Consider the following 17552-nt stretch of genomic DNA (forward strand, 5'->3'; position numbering starts at 1 on the left):
TCTAATGAAAATAGGCATACTTTGCTATCCAACATATGGAGGAAGCGGAATTGTAGCAACGGAACTGGGAATGTCTCTTGCCAATAAAGGATATGAAGTACATTTCATAAGCTCGGCACTTCCCGCAAGATTAGACATCACCAACCCAAATATTTTCTTTCACAGAGTAAATGTTCAGACCTACCCTCTTTTCCAGTATCAGCCTTATGATATTGCATTAAGTTCTATGATCTACAGGGTTGTCAACCTTTACAAACTGGATCTTTTACATGCTCATTATGCTATTCCTTATGCATATGCAGCCTTTACAGCTAAGCAAATGTTACAGGAGGACAATAATGATATTCCTTTGGTGACAACATTACATGGAACAGATATTACTCTTGTAGGGCAACATCCAAGCTATAAACACGCTGTAGAGTTTTCCATCAATAAATCAGATGCTATTACTTCGGTTTCTGAAAGTCTGAAAAAAGATACACTTCAGTTCTTTAATATCAAAAAAGAGATTCAGGTGATTACCAATTTTATTGATAATACAGAGTTTGATGACTGTTCAGAATGCCAGAGAACGCAGTTTGCTAATCCTGATGAGAAAATATTGATCCACGTATCAAATCTACGTCCTGTAAAGCGTGTGGATGAAGTACTTCAGATCTTTAAGAATGTAGAGAAAAAGGTAAAATCCAAGCTTATCATTATTGGTGAAGGTCCCGATATGGAAAAGGTAAATCAATTCCTTGAAGAAAATCCGGATCTTATTTCAAAAATCCGTCTTTTGGGGAAAGTGAATGATCTTTACAAAATCCTACAGCTTTCCGATGTATTTCTTCTTCCTTCCGAGCAGGAAAGCTTTGGATTGGCAGCATTAGAGGCTATGGCAGCTTATACGCCGGTGATCAGTTCAAACGCAGGAGGAATTCCTGAAGTGAACATTCAGGGAGAAACAGGATATTTAGCAGAGATTGGAAACGTAGAAGCAATGAGCAACTATACAATCAAGTTATTGAGCAATGAAGAACTTTTAACCAAGATGAAAGAAAATGCGAAAGAACAGGCTATAAAATTCGATTTGAAAAACATTCTTCCTATCTATGAGAAAATGTATAGAACGACTATAGAAAATTTTAAAAATGAGTTGACGAAAGTATAATATTTCTATTATATTTATCGTCACACTATGACGGAAAAATTACTTCAATATCTTTGGAACTATAAGGTTTTCAAATATTTTGACTTCAAGGATATTGAAGGAAATTCCGTTGAAATCATACAATTCGGGAAATGGAATAAAGATGCAGGTCCTGATTTTCTGGATGCAAAAATAAAAATCAACGGCTTGGTTCTTGCCGGAAATATAGAACTCCACATCCGTTCTTCAGACTGGATCTTTCATAATCATTCTCAGGATCCCAACTATCAAAATATCATTCTTCATGTTGTTTTTCTACATGATACTGAAATCTCCGAATTTACTGATAAAAGAATACCTACCTTAGAACTGAAGCATTATATTGATGAAAATATCATCAGTAAATATGAAAAACTCATCAATGGAGATCAATTCATTGCTTGTGAAGATATTTTTAATAAGGAAAAAATTCCTGTCAACTTTCATGAAGAAAACATTCTGAAAAAGTTAGAGGAAAAGTCATTAGAGCTTGAACAGGCTTTAGAAATTCATAAAAATAATTTTGAAGCCGTTTTATTTCACAGTTTTGCCTATTCCTTTGGATTGAAAGTGAATGCACATATCTTCAGACAGATTGCGGAAAGTATTGATTACAGTATTGTAAATAAAATCCGTCAGAACCCTTTTCAGCTTGAAGCTTTACTTTTTGGTATTTCAGGATGGCTAGATAAAGCAGAAGATGACCAGATGAGAATATGGAAAAGAGAATTTGAGTTCATCAAAGCCAAATTCAAAATTTCAGATTTAAAATTTCATCCTAAATTTTTAAGACTCAGACCTCCTAATTTTCCCACGATCCGACTTTCACAGCTTGCTAATCTTTATTACCAACATCAGAATTTATTTTCAAAAATAATGACTGCTAAAAAAGTTGAGGAATTATATGATATTTTTAAACCTGTAAAAGCATCTGAATATTGGGATTCTCATTTCAATTTCCGAACTGTTTCAAAACTTCAGCCTAAAACTTTAAGTAAAGATTTTACAGACCTCATCATCCTTAATACAGTTCTTCCTTTGAAGTATACATATCATAAGTATCACAATGAAGAAATTACAGATCAGATCATGGAGTTTTATAGAAATATTCCTGCTGAAAAAAATTCAGTTATTCAAGGATGGAAAAATCTTGGTCTACCTGTATCTGATGTATTGGAAAGCCAGAGTCTTATTTATCACTATAAAAATTTATGTGACGAAAAAAATTGCTTAACTTGCAGTATTGGATTTAAACTTTTAAAAGAATCTTGAAATGCTAAGTAATATTCGTCATAAAATGGAAAGAGAATGGTTTGGTGTTCTGACGAGAACGGGCGCTAAGCTGGGAATCCCTGTATCCAAATTAAGAATCTTCTTTATTTATTCTACTTTTGCTACAGCAGGTTTTTTCTTTCTGATCTATCTTGGTTTGGCATTTACTTTGTGGATTAAAGATATTTTTATCACAAGAAGACCAAGTGTCTTTGATTTATAATTATGGAATTTTTACCGATTACTTCAGCTGAAGATCATAGAGTGCAGGAAATCTATACTTCATATACGACGACTTTTCCTGTAGATGAACAAAGAGATAAAGAGCAGTTTACAGATTTATTTTCAACTCCACAGGCAAAGATCATGTCTGTAGTACATGAGTCTGAAGCTGTAGGTTATCTGATTTTATGGGAGTTAAGCTCCTTTGTTTTTGTAGAACATTTTGAGGTTTTTGAAACTTTCAGAAGTAAAAAACTAGGATCACAGATTATGGGATACTTACTGGAAAGTTATCCTAAAATAATCCTGGAAATAGAACCCGAAGACTTGAATGAAGATGCTAAAAGACGTTATTCTTTCTATCAAAGAAACAGTTTTGAACTGATTGATACCACGTATGTACAGCCTAGCTATGGTGAAGGAAAAAAATCTCTGAACCTGTGGTTATTGGCAAATTATACGCCTGATAATGTGGAAGAACTTAAAAGCGAAATTTGCAATACAGTTTATCCTTAATATAAAACGCCGGAAGATTTCCGGCGTTATTTTTTTTTGAAATCAATTATATATTTATTCTTAGTTGACTTCATATTCTAATTTTATTGTGATACTCGCTTCTTTTTCCTTTGAAGAAGTATTGAATGTTCCACCATAAGAATAATCTTCATTTGAATTCGGAGCAGTAATCTGTATAACTCCCATAGTTGCTTTTTTCAGATTTCCTAGGCTACTTCCAGAGTTTTCTGCAATTTTTTCGGCACGTTCTTTAGCATCTTTTGTTGCACTGGCAATCATTTCCTGTTTTACGGTGGCTAATTTTGTGTAAAAATAAGATGGTGAAGAAGACGTAAATTCAATTCCGCGGTTGATGATCTCAGTAATATTTCTGGAAAGGTTTTCTATTTTTCCCACTTCTTTACTTTCAATAGAAACGGTCTGGGTAAGGTTGTATCCGGAAAATTCTCCCTGTACATAGTTCCCATTGGTATCATTATAACTTCTGAACTGTTTCTGAATATCCACGGATGAAAAAACAATTTCACTTTGTTTTATTCCCTTTGAAAGCAAATAGTCGTTGATCACTTTTCTGTCCTGTGCAAGTCCATCATAAGCTGATTTCAGATCAAAATTATTTTTAGAAAAACTTCCGGACCACGTAATCAGATCTGAAATAAACTGTTTTGTTCCCAAACCTGTTACCGAGATTGTATTTTCAGATTTATTTCTGTTTTTGATAGCATTTCCCAAAAAGCCAAGTCCAAGTACAAAACCTAAGGCTCCTACAGCAACTGCGATAATATTTTTATTCATAAAATTTTGGATTGTGTTTGATTATGAGAATATTGTATCAATTTCCATTCCATTATTTTAAGATTTCTTTAACATTATTAAAATAAAGAAACTTTATTTATCTATGGCTGTTCTTCAATCTTTCAAGGAAAACAGGTACAGTTTCTTCCATTCTAAGCATTACTCCGGATAGGTTTCTTGCTTTTACATAGGTACGAACCTGAGGTTTTATTAAAAAGGAAAATTCTATAAACTCAGAAATTTTATCACCAGGAATTCCAGCCTGAATAAAATAATCATTGCTGATTCTATTTCTAACCCAGGCAATATGCTCCTGAAGATCATCGTATCGATATTGTCTTTTCTGTTTTCTTGCTTTACCGCTTACCAGATCATAAACTCCCTGTACATTCAAATTTCCAAGAAGTATAGGTAAAAGAACGCTTTTCACTTCTGCCGGCTTTTCTCTCATCTTACCAACGGGCTGCGGAAGTCCCACCGCCTGTCTTACCTGTTCTCCTTTGTCCACTTTTGCGACAATTTTGGAATCCTGCTCAAGATCTCCGGTCAGCTTTTTTACAATCCTTACTTCTCCTACATCTTTTGGAATCTGATACAGAGTTATCAACAACTGTGGATTACTACCATTAGTAAGAACTTTTCTGGATACTCTTCTGAAGTCTTCTTTTACAAACCTCAGCTCATCACCGGGATTTGCTTCAATAGAAAATATACCCTCTGAATTAGAGTATATTTTTTTATCATTAGAAATATTAACAATAGTTACTGCACTCAAGCTTTCTCCGCTATCATCAATAATTTTCCCAGTTACTGTTTGTTGGGATAATAGAAGTGTACTCCACAGAAAAACAAGGAAAACAAAAAGCTTTTTCCCATGTACTCTTATATTTCTGAATGTATTGTCCAATCCTATTCTTTGAATCTTAAAAATACGAATATTAATCTTTATTCGGAGTTAACTTGTGCGTTTTACTATATTCTGCAAAGACCTTTTTCAGTTCGAACTCTATAGCTGCTTTACTAAAGTCTTTTCTGTACTTTTTAGATAGTTCCTGCGCGTCTTCAGCATAATATAGAAATGCATCAATCTGTTCCTCTTCCATTCCATATTTTTTTAGAAAGGTTAAATCCACTTCGTTTTTAAGCCTTGTCATAAAAGCTTGATACTCGCCATATGTTGCCTTTGTAATTTTTGGTTTCGTGGCTTTATTAAATAATCCTATTGCAGCTCCTATCACTTTTAAAACATCTACTTGTCCGGCATTGAAGTCATGTCCGCTAAAAGTTTTTGAAATAGTATTTTTAGGTAACGGCTCATTCAATGGTCTTTTTAAATATTCATTCACGTCAGACTTTAACGTTTTTAATTTTTGAGATTCATTAAAACGTTTACTATCTTTTTCAAGGTTTCCAGTTGGCTTAAAAGCAATTTTTACTTCCGGAATTTCAATTTCTTCTCTTTTAAGAATGATCAATAAAGGAGTATTAAAATCATCTTCTGAAATTTTTTTAACTGATCGGAAATATCCTTCTTTTACGAATCTTATCTCATCATTTTCGGCAGCATCAATTGTAAATCTCCCGGAGGTATCGCTCAATGTATTGGTCTGTTTTGAAATATTTACAATCAATACAGGATTTATATTTACATTGCTGTTATCGGTAACAATTCCTGTAATTTTTTGTTGTGAAAATACTGTACCGGATATTAAAAGCATAGCCGTATACAAACTTGGTTTGGTTATTGTTTTCATGGGTTATTTTTGCGTCTGCGGTGCCCGATATGATGAAATTCTTGTGAGTACAAATCGTTGAAATCTATTAAGATCGGCATCACTGCAAAATCCGTATTTTAAAATCTTTTTTCGTTCAAATCCACCTGCCAAAACATAGGAAATAAAATGATCAATGAGTGGTTTTTCTATTTTAAGATTGGTAAAATATTCTTCACCCAAACTAGCTTTGATATACTTCATCAGATCAATATCATCCCATTTATCTTTGACACTCCCAACAACAAAACCTTCTCCTTTAGGCTGTACAAATTCACCTGGTTTTGCAGCCAATATTCTGGGATCAGACTTCTGCGAAATATATTGACTTATTTCGGCATTCAGCTTTAATACTTTTTTAGGTCTGTTATAGTTTTTTGAATCTATCTTCAGATTTCCGGTGATTCCCTGCTTTACCTCTACCTCAGGAATTTCGATAATAGTCCGTACAAGACCTACATTCATGGGAGATTGCGTATCTTCCTGAGACACTTTTCTGCTCAGTCTTTCGTAGCCTGCCTTTACAAAGCGAAGTTCGTCTCCTGCTCGTCCGGAAATCATAAAATGTCCATCTCTGTTTGATAACACCAATTCATCTGTTCGGATATTAATCACATTTACATCTTGTATTTCAGAACCCTCAGAAGTAATTCTCCCGAAAATATAACTTTGCGCTTTTGCCTGAAGAAAAAGAAGAAGAGATAAAATAAAGAATAGTTTTAGTTTCACGGGCTGTTTTTATAAAGCAAAGCTAAAATTATTTTTAAATTATCCGATAAGTTTAACCTCCCTTAACGCCTTTTAATATTTCTTTTCAATTTTTGTTCCTGGAAACTGTTAAACAGCTGGATCAAATTGTTAAAGTTTCTTTTAAATTTTAGCTAACTTGCAGTCTCAATTCTCTTTCTACAATGCAAAATTCTTATACAGTCATCAATGCCTCTGCCGGATCTGGGAAAACTTATGCCCTGGTTCAAAGGCTTCTGATGATCTGTCTCCGTTATCCGAATCAACAGCAATCAATAAGAAATATTCTCGCGTTGACTTTTACCAATAAGGCAGCGAATGAGATGAAGGAAAGAATTTTATCCTGGCTTGGAAATTTTGCCGCCGGTAATTATGCTGAAAATGCAGATCTTAAGAATATCCAGAAAGCTTTCGAAGAACAAGGTCTGAAAATTACCATTGACGAGTTACACAATCGATCCAAAAAGTTACTGGATCACATTCTTCATAATTATTCCACATTGAATATCGGAACAATTGACCGTTTTAATTCAAGACTGGTAAGAAGTTTTTCTTATGAATTGGGATTGGCGAAAAACTTTAATCTCGAAATTGAAGCGGAACCATATTTAATTGAAGCAGTAGATAAAATGCTGGATCAGATCGGCGAGAATGAAACGATCTCCAATTCTTTTATGGATTATGTAGATTATAGCCTTGAGAATAATGAAAGGATTAATCTTAACAAAAATCTATATGATTCTGCGAAAGAGTTTGTGAAAGATATTCACTATGAACATCTGAAAAACAACGAAAGTTTTGATGATGCCAATTATGAAGATATAAAGAATACGCTCCGTAAAGAAATCATCCTGAATAAAAAACAATCTGCCGAACTTGCTGCCGCTGCTATAGATTTATTCAAATCCAGAAATATTGAGATAGAAGACTTTGCACAGGGCAAAAACGGAATTGGAGGATTCTTTACAAAAGTCATTGATTTTTATCAACAGAAAAGAGCAGGATTTCCTTTTCCTACTACACAGGAAGAGTCTGTGATTAATAACTACAGAAAGGGAGCTTCTTCAAAATCAAAGCATAAAGAAACTGATATTCTTGAAATTCTCGATCAGCTTATTGAATGTAGAATGAGATTGATTCTCCTTTATATTGAAACACAGAAGAAAGAGAAAGTATTATCGGCTTTACTGCCTTTAAAGGTTAATAAAGATATTCAGGATGAGCTTAAAAAGATTGAGGAAGAAAATGATCTTGTTTTACTTTCAAAATTTAATATTCTGATCAATGAAAATCTTAAAAATGAGCCTTCTGCATTTATTTATGAGAAAGTAGGTTCACAGTTTCAACATTATTTCTTTGATGAGTTTCAGGATACTTCAGAACTTCAATGGCAGAATTTTGTTCCGTTGAGAGATCATAGTGTCTCCTCTGAAAATACATCGTTTACACTAGTTGGGGACCCAAAACAGAGTATCTACAGATTCCGAGGTGGAGAAAGCAAGTTGATGCTGGACATTATCAACAAAAAGGAGTTTTCGCCCAAGGAAGCCGATCTTCTTGTTTTAAAGGATAACTGGCGAAGCGCTAGGAATATTGTACAGTTTAATAATGAACTATATCAATATCATTCCGAAAATCTTGAAGAAGAACATAAAAATATTTTCGGCACGGATGCTGAACAAAGCCCTAAATCAAAAATTGATGGAAGAGTAAAAGTAAATTTAATAGAAAATCTTACGAACGACGAGTTTTATGATGATACTTCGGAAAGTATGCGAAAGGATATTCAGGAGTGTCTGAATAACGGCTTTAAGTTTTCTGATATTACAATTCTGTGCCGTGGAAATTTTGATATTTTCAGTTATTCTCAAAAGCTGGGTAATTTAAAAGTAAATTATAATGGTGAGGAAACAAATATTAAAACGATATCTGATAAAGGTCTTACACTGGAACTATCCAATACACTAAAAGCTGTAATTGAATTTCTACGATGGGAGATCAATCCTAAAAATAGAACTTGCCTGATCATGATGATGTATCATCTGAATACGCTTGGAAAAATTCATATGTCAGATTTTACGCTCAATATGCTGGAAATACTGAGTATTGAAAGTCATGATGAGATTCTTCAGTTTATTCAGCAGAAATATGCTTTACAGCTTAAACAGGATAATTTCCCAAGATTTAATCTTTATAATTTTATTGAATATTACATTAATGAATTTTCTGTAGAGAATAAAGAGACCGATTTCCTTCTGAACTTTCTGGAAATGCTTTTCAACTTTACTCAAAATGCCGGGGTAAGTACAAAAGAGTTTTTAAAGTATTGGGATGAAGAGGCTTCTTCGTATACAATTCAGGCTTCTGAAAATATTGATGCTATTCAAATCATGACGATTCATAAGTCTAAGGGATTAGAATTTCCAATCGTATTTATCCCAATGATTAATAAAAACAGGGATAGCGAATTTACGAACTGGTTTGAGACCAGTGAAAGTGCTGCTTTAAAATCGGTAAATATTAATCAGTTTAGCAAGAATCTTGAGGTTTATGATGAGCAAATACAATCCTTTAATAAGAAAAATTCTTATAAAAATCTGATTGACAGGTTATGTTTACAGTACGTAGCAACAACAAGACCTGTTGAACAGTTGTTTTTCTATCTACAAAAGGCAAATAAGACGTCCAATAATCTGGAGCTGTTAGAATTTATTCAAACAAAAAATACGGAAAACGCGGACGAATTTGATCTTTATGAAGTGAATCCTGAGATGTTAAAGAAACATTCAAAAACCAAAAGTTCAACTTTTAAAACACAGAATATTCAGAATCTGAAAAATGTGAATGAAAAGACGACTTCCATTAAAATTGCCACTCCTTCCAAAAATTACCAGGTTCGTAATGAAAAAGTAAGAATTGGACTTTTCGTCCACGAACTTTTATCAAAGATCAATACTGAGAAAGATATTAACAGAGTATTGGAAGGTTATGCACTGGAAGGACAGATTACGATTGAAGAGAAGAATGAAATTCAGGCAACTTTGCAGGAGATCATAAAAAAGTATGCGGAATTTTTTGATGATAAATGGGAGGTAATCAATGAAAAAGATATCATGATTTCTGAAAATGGAGAAAGTTATATTTCAAGACCAGACCGTATTCTAAAAAGCGAAGATGGTTATATTATTGTTGATTTTAAAACCGGGGAACCAAAAGAGAAAGATGAATTACAGGTACAGGGATATAAAAATATTCTGAAAAGGCTTGGTAAAAAGGTTATAAAAACACAAATCATTTACCTTTAAAGCCTAATACCTTATATTTCTAAAAAATATCATAGAATTAAGATAAAAAACATCTAAAATAGAAAAGGTTTGATTATTTTTATTCACATTACAATCTAATCAATTATGTACTTGAACGGATAAAAATTCAAGTTAGAAAGTTGGCAACAATTTTCTAAGTAACTAAAAACCCATGAAAATATATTTAGTATCTTTTCTCATAAGTATCATCACCATGACTATGTCAGGAGTTGTCGTATTTAATATTCTAGATTATATAGATCCGCCGGTAACGAAAGAAGGTTTTCGATATATGCCTACGGAAAATCTTGTAAAGTCTTTTTTTTCTAGCTGTATCATTGGAGCTGTTGTTTTTATTTTAGCTATCAGAATACAAAGGCAAAGACGGAATAAATAAATTTTATGCTTGAAAATTTTATCTTTAAAAACTGGAAGGCATTATTTCATTTTCAATGGATCAGCTTTAGTCTCTTCATTGTCTTAACTATTATCTATTATTGGGATAAAACGGCACATATTTACTTTAATCAGAATCCTGATACCATCAATTCTCAAAGTATATTTTCGTTGCTCATGACCTATCTTTTTATTTCCTTCATATTCATTACCATATTATATCCGATATTATTTCTGCTACAAGCTTATTTTATCCAGAAAAAAGAAATGGCTAGCAAAAAATTAATTTTACTGTTTGCTTTATATCTATTATCCATTGTTTCGCTCTTTTCACTTTATACTATTAATAATAGTCACTCTTATACAAAACGTTTTATAATAGCAATAATATTAAACTAAAAACATAGATTAAAAATAAAGTACTAAAAATAAATCACATACAATATCTGAATAATAAGTTTGTGCAAAGCTGACCTGGCTGTTTATTTTTGCTTTAAATTGGATTAAAGCTCACTTCTATTGAATATTGATATCACTATATAAAAAAACCACTATTCTATAGAACAGCGGTTTCTTATTGTTTAAAACGTTTTAAATTTTTAAGCAGTTGTATCAGGAGTAAATACTCTTTGAGATAATTCCTGGTCAAAAAGGTATAATGCAGATGGATTATCGCATACCATTTTGATCTTTGTTACGTACTGAGAAGCACTTGCCTCTTCTTCTACCTGTTCGTTGATGAACCATTGAAGGAACGATGTTGTTGCAAAATCTCCTTCTTCGTTAGCATTCTTTACAATATTAAAAATACTTTTAGTAACTACTTTTTCATGTGCCAATGCTTTTTCAAAAATATCCGTTGCACTTTCGAACTCATGTGGAGGTTTTGGAATTTCTCCGATGATGATCTCTCCACCTACGTCATTCAGGTAATCAAACATTTTATCTGCGTGCATTAATTCTTCTTTGCTTTGTACTCTGAAGTAGTTGGCAATTCCGTCCAGGTCTTTACCTGAAAACCATGCAGACATTGAAAGATAATATTGAGCGGCGTATTGTTCGTGAGAAATTTGTTCGTTAATTAATTTTGCAATTTTTTCGCTAACCATAAGTATTAAATTTATATTCAAAAATAGGGAATAAATGCCCGAAATCAAAAGTTTTACGGAAAATTAATACAGAAAGGATGGAAAAAACTCCATCCTTTACACATTAAAAAATCAAAATTATGAACTGTTATTTTGCTTCCGGAGCAGCAGTATTCATCGGCTTTTTCATCATTCTTCTATCCTTCATTGCCATTCTTTTCTGTTCCATCTTAGCTTTTCTGTCAACCTGCCATTTATCATATTGTTCAGGAGTAAGGATTTTCTTCATATCAGCGTCCATTTGTGCTCTTTTAGCCTTCATATCCTCCATTTTAGCTTGTCTTACTTCTTTATTCTTTTCAAACTCTGCTTTCATTTCAGATTTTCTTTTTTCATGCAATGTTTTTATCTGAGCTACTTGTGATGGATTAAGGTTAAGATCCTTCTGCATCTGTGCCATATGTTCCTGCTCTTTTTGTTGCATTTTCTGCTGCATTTCTGCTCTCCTTGTTTCTCTATCCTGTGGAGTTGTCTGTTGTGCCATTGCAAAACTTCCCATACCGATAAATGCTATTGCTAAAACTAATTTTTTCATCTCTTTAAAATTTAATTAATTGTTATTATACCTTTTGGATTAATCATTAAACCATAAGTTAAATTAACACATTCGTAAATAATGTTAATTTTTAATAAAAATAAATTAAAAATAAAGCAAAAAAAAGGACAGATTATAAAAACCTGTCCTTCACACCACTTAAATATAATATATGAAAATTAATTCCTTACTAAGCTTCCTCTAAACCCACCACCGTTACTACGATTTTGGCTTGGAGCAGGGCTTTCAGATCTTTGCTGTCTGAAGCCACCACTACTTCCGTTTCTGAATCCGCTGTTATTTTCTCTTGCAGGCGTTGATTCTCTCTTCACCTCATTATTACTTCTAAACCCGCCACCATTATTGTTTCTGAACCCGCCATTATTATTTGAGTTTGTTCTGAATCCATTATTATTGTCAGAATTATTTCTGAAACCTTCGGAGTTATTTCTAAAGCCTCCATTGTTATTTTCTCCACGGAAACTTCCGCCTGAGTTTCTGAAACCATTATTCGGTCTGCTTGTATTTCTGAAGATTTCGAAAGTAGGGTTATCCGCTCTTCTATATCTTGATCTGTCTATTCTGTAGATATTGATATTTACATTTCTATATCTTGGCATTACAGAATATCTTGGTCCATAATATGTTCTTCTGTAATCCTGGAAATATACAATGGGACTTCTTCCTCTGTAATAATTATTCTGAAATACGACAAATACCCTTGGTCCCATGATTCTTTCCAAAGCATAAAATCTATCATAATACCATCTATCAGGATTATAACGATAGAAATTATCCCAGGCAGTAAAACTTGCGTAAAGATTATTCAATCTCATAATCTGATCTACCTGCCAACGGTTTAATCTGTTTTGGATAAAGAAACCATTCCAGTCTATATTAATAATACTATTTCTGTAGTCGTCATAGTAGCTTTGATAATAATCACCCGGATAGTAATCCTGAGGATAATTGTAATAATAATCATCCGGGAAATAATTCCTGTCATCTTCATAATTATAATAACCGCCACCATTCTGATAATAACCATCATCACCCCAACCATTATTCGGATATTGTTGAGCAGACGTCAAAACGCCCAGCCCAAAAGCTAATCCTAAAAATATTTTTTTCATCTTTATAGTCGTTAATTGGTTAGTATATAACAGAATATCTTAATTCTATCTTTTTGATACAAATAAAAAAAAGAAGTTAAATCCTGAGATTAAACTTCTTTCAAAATATCGATAACAAACTGATAATCAAGTGTTAAATTTATAACCTTCCACTATCTTTAATCCAGTGAGCTATTTTTTCGTTAAATACTTTTTGTTCTTTTAGATCCTCTAGCTTCAAATGCATTCTATAACGCCAATAATGAGGGAAAACAGCCGGATTATTAATCCTTTCATTATCTATTTTATTATTGGTAAGTCTCTCATCTGTTGCCAGGAACTCCTGAATAGGGAAGATTGCCAGCATAGATTCATTATAAAGATGTTGCTTCATGATAATTTCTGCCAAATAAGGCGTCAATTCTTGAGGAGCTTTTCCATATTGAATCAATTGCTGATTAAAATACTTCTGTGTCAAAGCAGGATCTTCTTTCCACCATTGTCTTAATGTAGAGCTATCATGGGATGAAGCTGTTACTACATTCATATAACTGGCATTTTTAGGATCATAGAAAGGAATATTTTCAGAAGGCATACGCTGAACTTTAAGCGCAATGATTGCCAATTCATCCATAACAACAGGTACGCATGCAGGTACCATTCCCAGATCTTCACCACAGATCAGCATTTTTGTAGCATTCAGGATAACAGGAAGCTTCTCCATAGCTTTTTCGTACCATAAATGATCTTGCCTTCTGAAGAAATAATCGTGGTAAAGATCATATATATTTTTCTGTTCGGCTTCCGGAAGATATTTATAGGATTCTGTACCATAAACATTGAACCTTGGATGATAAACAGTTTCTCCGTTTCGTTCTTCTGTTAAGAATAGTACATTAGCACAAAGTGAAACCAGTTTCTCCTCAAAAAGACCAAGTGCCTTTTTATTGAACGAATCTACCAGCTTTCTCTGGGTGTTAAATTCTTCTTTAAATGAATATGTACCATCTTCATTACGATCCATAAACGCGATGGCTTTTTCGCTATCTCCTGCAAAATATTTCCATAAGATTTCATTGTTGATAAATGGCTTACAATACCTGTCAAATTTGAACGGAATCTGCCATGCTTTAAATTCATCTAATACAATAGGGACAGCCGGATAAAAGTACCCTAAAATTCCCTGTACGGCAGATATAGGCATTCTCCAGATTCTGAAGAAACCTAATATGTGATCGATTCTCATTGCATCGAAATATTGCTCCAATGCTTTAAACCTGTTTTTCCACCATCTGTAATCATCGGCTTTCATTGCTTCCCAGTTGTAAGTTGGGAATTCCCAGTTCTGTCCGAGTTCTGTAAACTGATCAGGTGGTGCTCCAGCCTGAAAATCCATTCCGAATAATTCTGGTTCTGTCCAGGCTTCTACAGAATATCTGTAGATTCCGATTGGTAAATCTCCTTTTAAAGAAATTCCCAAACTATGAGTATAATCTACTGCATCTTTCAACTGTACGTGAAGTTGATATTGAACCCAAGCATGAAGCATTGAAATATCATAATCTTTACTTTTTGTTGAAACAAATTGTAGAATCTTTCCTGCGATATATTTTTTGTGAGTTTTCCACTCATTAAAATTTGGTGTTTTATATTTATCCCTTAATACGCAGAATGCAGCATAAGGAACTAACCAATACTCATTATCTTTGATAAACTTTTTAAAGTTTCTATCTTTATAAATCTTATCTTTTTCTGCATAGAAAACAGCTTTCAGGTACTTCCATTTACCTTGGATCATCTTTTCATAGTCAATCAGATCAAGATTGTTTAATGCTTCTTTCTCAGTACCATACTCATTAACGAGTTCTTTCGGTAAAGGAAAATCAAGCTTTTCAAGTGAAATATATTGTGGATGTAAAGCATAAACAGATACTGCAGCATAAGGATATGAATCCGTCCATGAATAGTTTGCTGTAGTATCATTGATAGGAAGAATCTGGATAATTCCAAGATTGGTTTCCTTCGTCCAGTCGGCAAGCTTTTTAAGGTCTGTAAACTCTCCTACTCCAAATCCATCTTCACTTCTTAAAGAGAATACGGGAACAGCAACTCCTGCATCATGATACATTTGATAACCTTTAAATTTAAAGTAATGATTGGATACAATCTGTAAAACATCTTCCTGCGGATTTGCAGCAGTAAATCTGTTTTCACCCGTTTCTACATCAATTACTCTACCTTCTTTCTTATCGTAAATACAGTATTTAAACTGAATAAATTCATCCTCAGGGATTTCAACGGAAGTTTCCCAGACACCAAAATCTGTCTGGTACAACGGAATTATCTTACCATAATCCCAATTTCCTAGAGAGGCCGTACTTCCAAACAGTACAATTCTCCAGTCACGGTTATAGATAGGAGCTTCAATCCTGAATAAATGAGTATGCTTTTTTAGAACAGTAGATTTCTCTGGAGTAAAATCGTGAAATTTATTATAAAGAACTTTGTTGTTTAAATAGTTTTCCGGAAAATTTTTATTATTCCATTCATCAAAAATCACAAACTCTTTATAATTATGGGGGAAATTTAGATGATGTGAAACAAATTCGTCTCTTAAAATATTTCCTTTTTCATTCACCACCCGATACTGATAGGAAATGGATTTTGAAAAATAATCCACCTCACATTTCCATAAACCGTTCTCTGCAGAAAACATAGTATGGATATGAGCCGTAGCACCTTCCTCACTTATGACCAACTGTAGATTTTCTCCAGCCTTTACAATATATTCTACATTAAAGTATAGCTTCATCTATATTTTTTTATAAAAGTAGTGTTAAATATTGAAAAATAAAACTTCTTGAATATCAAATAATCATTAAAAAACCTTTTCAATACACAGAAAAGGTTTAGTGATAAGTCAAATATTTTAGTATAAATTTCTTAATATATTATTCTGTTACCAAGATCTTTTTATTCATTACTATTTTTCCGGCTTCATCAGTTATGCTAACAATATAAGCTCCCTTAATAAGTTCCTTAAGATAGATTTTTTGATCTGTAGAGTTATCTTTAACCGATAAAGTTTGAGCTATTATATTTTTTCCTGAAAGATCATAAATATTAAGTTTAAGATTCCCTTTTAGATTTCTATTGTTGATGTGTACGTTAATATAATGCTCATCTACTCTTGTAGGGTAAATATCTATACCATTGGAACTATTATTAGGAGAAACCTTGTCATTAATAAAATGTTTGCTAGCAAGATCATAAATATGTAAATTTTGTTCACCTGGCAACTTTTTTGCCTGTAAAGTAGTCAAATCTACTTCATATAACGGAGATCCTTTGGCACTTGCTATTACTACTTTTCTTTGTTCATTTACTGCCGATCCATTTACAGAATAGTTATCCGGAATACCAGTAATTTTACCAACAAATTTTGCTTTTAATTCTTTAGGAGAAACTTTAAAAACATTTCCTGATGCAGCAAAAACATAAAAATTATTTTCCATATCAGCAATCATATCTCCACCAAAACCGCTCTCCATAGCAGTAAAAGAATTCTTACCATTGGATACATCATCTTTAATGATACCTAAATCAGTTACAACATAATGTCCATTTTTTTTACTAATTTGTAGAAACTGAGCTCCTGCATTATTGACAGCATAAATATTACCATCAGATCCTGTTGTCATTCTTGTAATATGAGAGTTGATATCACAAGACGAAACTCTTACAACATCATTCTCAATCAATGTAATTTCCTTCGTTTTAGCATTTAACATATAAATATTAGACGAAAACATAGGCATATAAACAAGATTATTATTGGAGGAATCATAAGCCAGAGCAGCCATTGTTACTGCCTGAGAATTATTAAATGAATTTCTGTCTTCAACCACAATACCTCTCCTTGTTTGCGAAAAGATTTTAGACGGAGAATCTGATGTAAAAATTTTCTCTGTGGAAGTTCCATTAATACCATCTAGCATTCTAAAGTCACTGAAATTAATACCAGAAGTTTCTTTACCAACAATAGCAAAAAAATCTTGCTGTGCCTGAACGTTTGCACTAGAGAACAATAAAAATAAAGGGAATAAATGTTTTTTCATAGTATATATATTTTAGTTCGTAATCAATTTGATATAACTAAGTTACATAATTTAAAAATTCAAAAAACAAAAAAATTCTTTGATTTGAATAATATTTATAAAACTTAATGAAAAATGTAATTATTTATTGAACCAATATCCGTAATAATTATTAATTCAATTTTCAGGAGCTATTTTCTGCTATCCACTCCTACTCCTCGCGCCATAACATTCCAGCGCATGCTGCGGGGTAACCGTTACGAGCACAGGGCTAGGAAGTAACCAAAAAATAATGAGTATGGGGGAGTTTTTGTTGGGTAATTGTGTATTTAAGAATAGTTTTGGATATAGTGCTCTGGGTATAGAGCAAAAAAAAAGTCTCATACATTACTGTATGAGACTTTTAAAAATAAAATAAAAACTGGCGGCGACCTACTCTCCCGCGTTAGCAGTACCATCGGCGC

The 17552-nt window shown here is 32.9% G+C and carries 14 protein-coding genes; 5 read left to right on the forward strand and 9 right to left on the reverse strand.

Going from position 1 to position 17552, the window contains the following annotated elements; all coding sequences use genetic code 11:
• Positions 1-4: 4 nt before the first annotated feature.
• The 4 genes from bshA to BW983_RS20900 are packed head-to-tail and all read left to right on the forward strand — an operon-like array spanning position 5 to position 3181.
• A complete protein-coding gene (gene bshA, locus BW983_RS20885; RefSeq protein WP_076553735.1) occupies positions 5-1153 on the forward strand; it encodes an N-acetyl-alpha-D-glucosaminyl L-malate synthase BshA in 1149 nt (382 codons plus the stop codon).
• A gap of 27 nt (positions 1154-1180) precedes the next feature.
• Positions 1181-2443, forward strand: coding sequence for a DUF2851 family protein (locus tag BW983_RS20890; RefSeq protein ID WP_076553736.1), 1263 nt, complete (start codon positions 1181-1183; stop codon positions 2441-2443).
• A 1-nt stretch (position 2444) separates the two neighbouring features.
• The gene (locus BW983_RS20895) at positions 2445-2666 is read left to right on the forward strand and encodes a PspC family transcriptional regulator (protein WP_034695702.1); all 222 of its coding nucleotides are present in this window, start codon (positions 2445-2447) and stop codon (positions 2664-2666) included.
• Positions 2667-2668: 2 nt separating this feature from the next.
• Positions 2669-3181 carry a GNAT family N-acetyltransferase gene (locus BW983_RS20900; protein WP_076553737.1) on the forward strand — a complete coding sequence of 171 codons (513 nt, stop codon included), beginning with the start codon at positions 2669-2671 and terminating at the stop codon, positions 3179-3181.
• Between the two features lie 60 nt (positions 3182-3241).
• Here BW983_RS20900 and BW983_RS20905 read toward each other — a convergent pair whose 3' ends face one another.
• The 4 genes from BW983_RS20905 to BW983_RS20920 all read right to left on the reverse strand — a co-directional run bounded on the left by BW983_RS20905 (position 3242) and on the right by BW983_RS20920 (position 6477).
• Positions 3242-3976: an SIMPL domain-containing protein gene (locus tag BW983_RS20905; RefSeq protein WP_076553738.1), complete on the reverse strand. Its 735-nt coding sequence runs from the start codon at positions 3974-3976 to the stop codon at positions 3242-3244.
• A gap of 97 nt (positions 3977-4073) precedes the next feature.
• A complete protein-coding gene (locus BW983_RS20910; protein WP_228409051.1) occupies positions 4074-4883 on the reverse strand; it encodes a carboxypeptidase-like regulatory domain-containing protein in 810 nt (269 codons plus the stop codon).
• Positions 4884-4914: 31 nt separating this feature from the next.
• Complete coding sequence (locus BW983_RS20915) at positions 4915-5730, reverse strand: hypothetical protein (RefSeq protein ID WP_076553739.1); 816 nt, start codon at positions 5728-5730, stop codon at positions 4915-4917.
• A gap of 3 nt (positions 5731-5733) precedes the next feature.
• Entirely contained in the window at positions 5734-6477 is a 744-nt protein-coding gene (locus BW983_RS20920) for a hypothetical protein (RefSeq protein ID WP_076553740.1), read from the reverse strand.
• Positions 6478-6659: 182 nt separating this feature from the next.
• Between BW983_RS20920 and BW983_RS20925 the strand changes: the two genes are divergently transcribed.
• Positions 6660-9800 carry a UvrD-helicase domain-containing protein gene (locus tag BW983_RS20925; protein WP_076553741.1) on the forward strand — a complete coding sequence of 1047 codons (3141 nt, stop codon included), beginning with the start codon at positions 6660-6662 and terminating at the stop codon, positions 9798-9800.
• Between the two features lie 995 nt (positions 9801-10795).
• Here BW983_RS20925 and BW983_RS20935 read toward each other — a convergent pair.
• The 5 genes from BW983_RS20935 to BW983_RS20955 all read right to left on the reverse strand — a co-directional run bounded on the left by BW983_RS20935 (position 10796) and on the right by BW983_RS20955 (position 17109).
• Entirely contained in the window at positions 10796-11305 is a 510-nt protein-coding gene (locus BW983_RS20935) for a ferritin (protein WP_065393445.1), read from the reverse strand.
• 127 nt (positions 11306-11432) lie between these two features.
• Positions 11433-11879, reverse strand: a complete 447-nt coding sequence (locus BW983_RS20940; protein ID WP_076553743.1) for a hypothetical protein — start codon at positions 11877-11879, stop codon at positions 11433-11435.
• Between the two features lie 179 nt (positions 11880-12058).
• The gene (locus BW983_RS20945; RefSeq protein ID WP_076553744.1) at positions 12059-13012 is read right to left on the reverse strand and encodes a hypothetical protein; all 954 of its coding nucleotides are present in this window, start codon (positions 13010-13012) and stop codon (positions 12059-12061) included.
• Between the two features lie 139 nt (positions 13013-13151).
• Entirely contained in the window at positions 13152-15803 is a 2652-nt protein-coding gene (locus tag BW983_RS20950; RefSeq protein ID WP_076553745.1) for a 4-alpha-glucanotransferase, read from the reverse strand.
• 139 nt (positions 15804-15942) lie between these two features.
• Positions 15943-17109 (reverse strand): T9SS type A sorting domain-containing protein, encoded by a 1167-nt coding sequence (locus BW983_RS20955; RefSeq protein WP_076553746.1) that lies wholly within the window; start codon positions 17107-17109, stop codon positions 15943-15945.
• Positions 17110-17552 lie beyond the last annotated feature (443 nt).

Source organism: Chryseobacterium ureilyticum (assembly GCF_900156735.1).
Taxonomy (GTDB): Bacteria; Bacteroidota; Bacteroidia; order Flavobacteriales; family Weeksellaceae; genus Chryseobacterium; species Chryseobacterium ureilyticum.

What these genes read in the sequence shown, in the direction of transcription:
- bshA (WP_076553735.1), top strand. Translation starts at nt 5, where the DNA reads ATGAAAATAGGCATACTTTGCTATCCAACATATGGAGGAAGCGGAATT.
- BW983_RS20890 (WP_076553736.1), top strand. Translation starts at nt 1,181, where the DNA reads ATGACGGAAAAATTACTTCAATATCTTTGGAACTATAAGGTTTTCAAA.
- BW983_RS20895 (WP_034695702.1), top strand. Translation starts at nt 2,445, where the DNA reads ATGCTAAGTAATATTCGTCATAAAATGGAAAGAGAATGGTTTGGTGTT.
- BW983_RS20900 (WP_076553737.1), top strand. Translation starts at nt 2,669, where the DNA reads ATGGAATTTTTACCGATTACTTCAGCTGAAGATCATAGAGTGCAGGAA.
- BW983_RS20905 (WP_076553738.1), bottom strand. Translation starts at nt 3,976, where the DNA reads ATGAATAAAAATATTATCGCAGTTGCTGTAGGAGCCTTAGGTTTTGTA.
- BW983_RS20915 (WP_076553739.1), bottom strand. Translation starts at nt 5,730, where the DNA reads ATGAAAACAATAACCAAACCAAGTTTGTATACGGCTATGCTTTTAATA.
- BW983_RS20925 (WP_076553741.1), top strand. Translation starts at nt 6,660, where the DNA reads ATGCAAAATTCTTATACAGTCATCAATGCCTCTGCCGGATCTGGGAAA.
- BW983_RS20935 (WP_065393445.1), bottom strand. Translation starts at nt 11,305, where the DNA reads ATGGTTAGCGAAAAAATTGCAAAATTAATTAACGAACAAATTTCTCAC.
- BW983_RS20940 (WP_076553743.1), bottom strand. Translation starts at nt 11,879, where the DNA reads ATGAAAAAATTAGTTTTAGCAATAGCATTTATCGGTATGGGAAGTTTT.
- BW983_RS20945 (WP_076553744.1), bottom strand. Translation starts at nt 13,012, where the DNA reads ATGAAAAAAATATTTTTAGGATTAGCTTTTGGGCTGGGCGTTTTGACG.
- BW983_RS20950 (WP_076553745.1), bottom strand. Translation starts at nt 15,803, where the DNA reads ATGAAGCTATACTTTAATGTAGAATATATTGTAAAGGCTGGAGAAAAT.
- BW983_RS20955 (WP_076553746.1), bottom strand. Translation starts at nt 17,109, where the DNA reads ATGAAAAAACATTTATTCCCTTTATTTTTATTGTTCTCTAGTGCAAAC.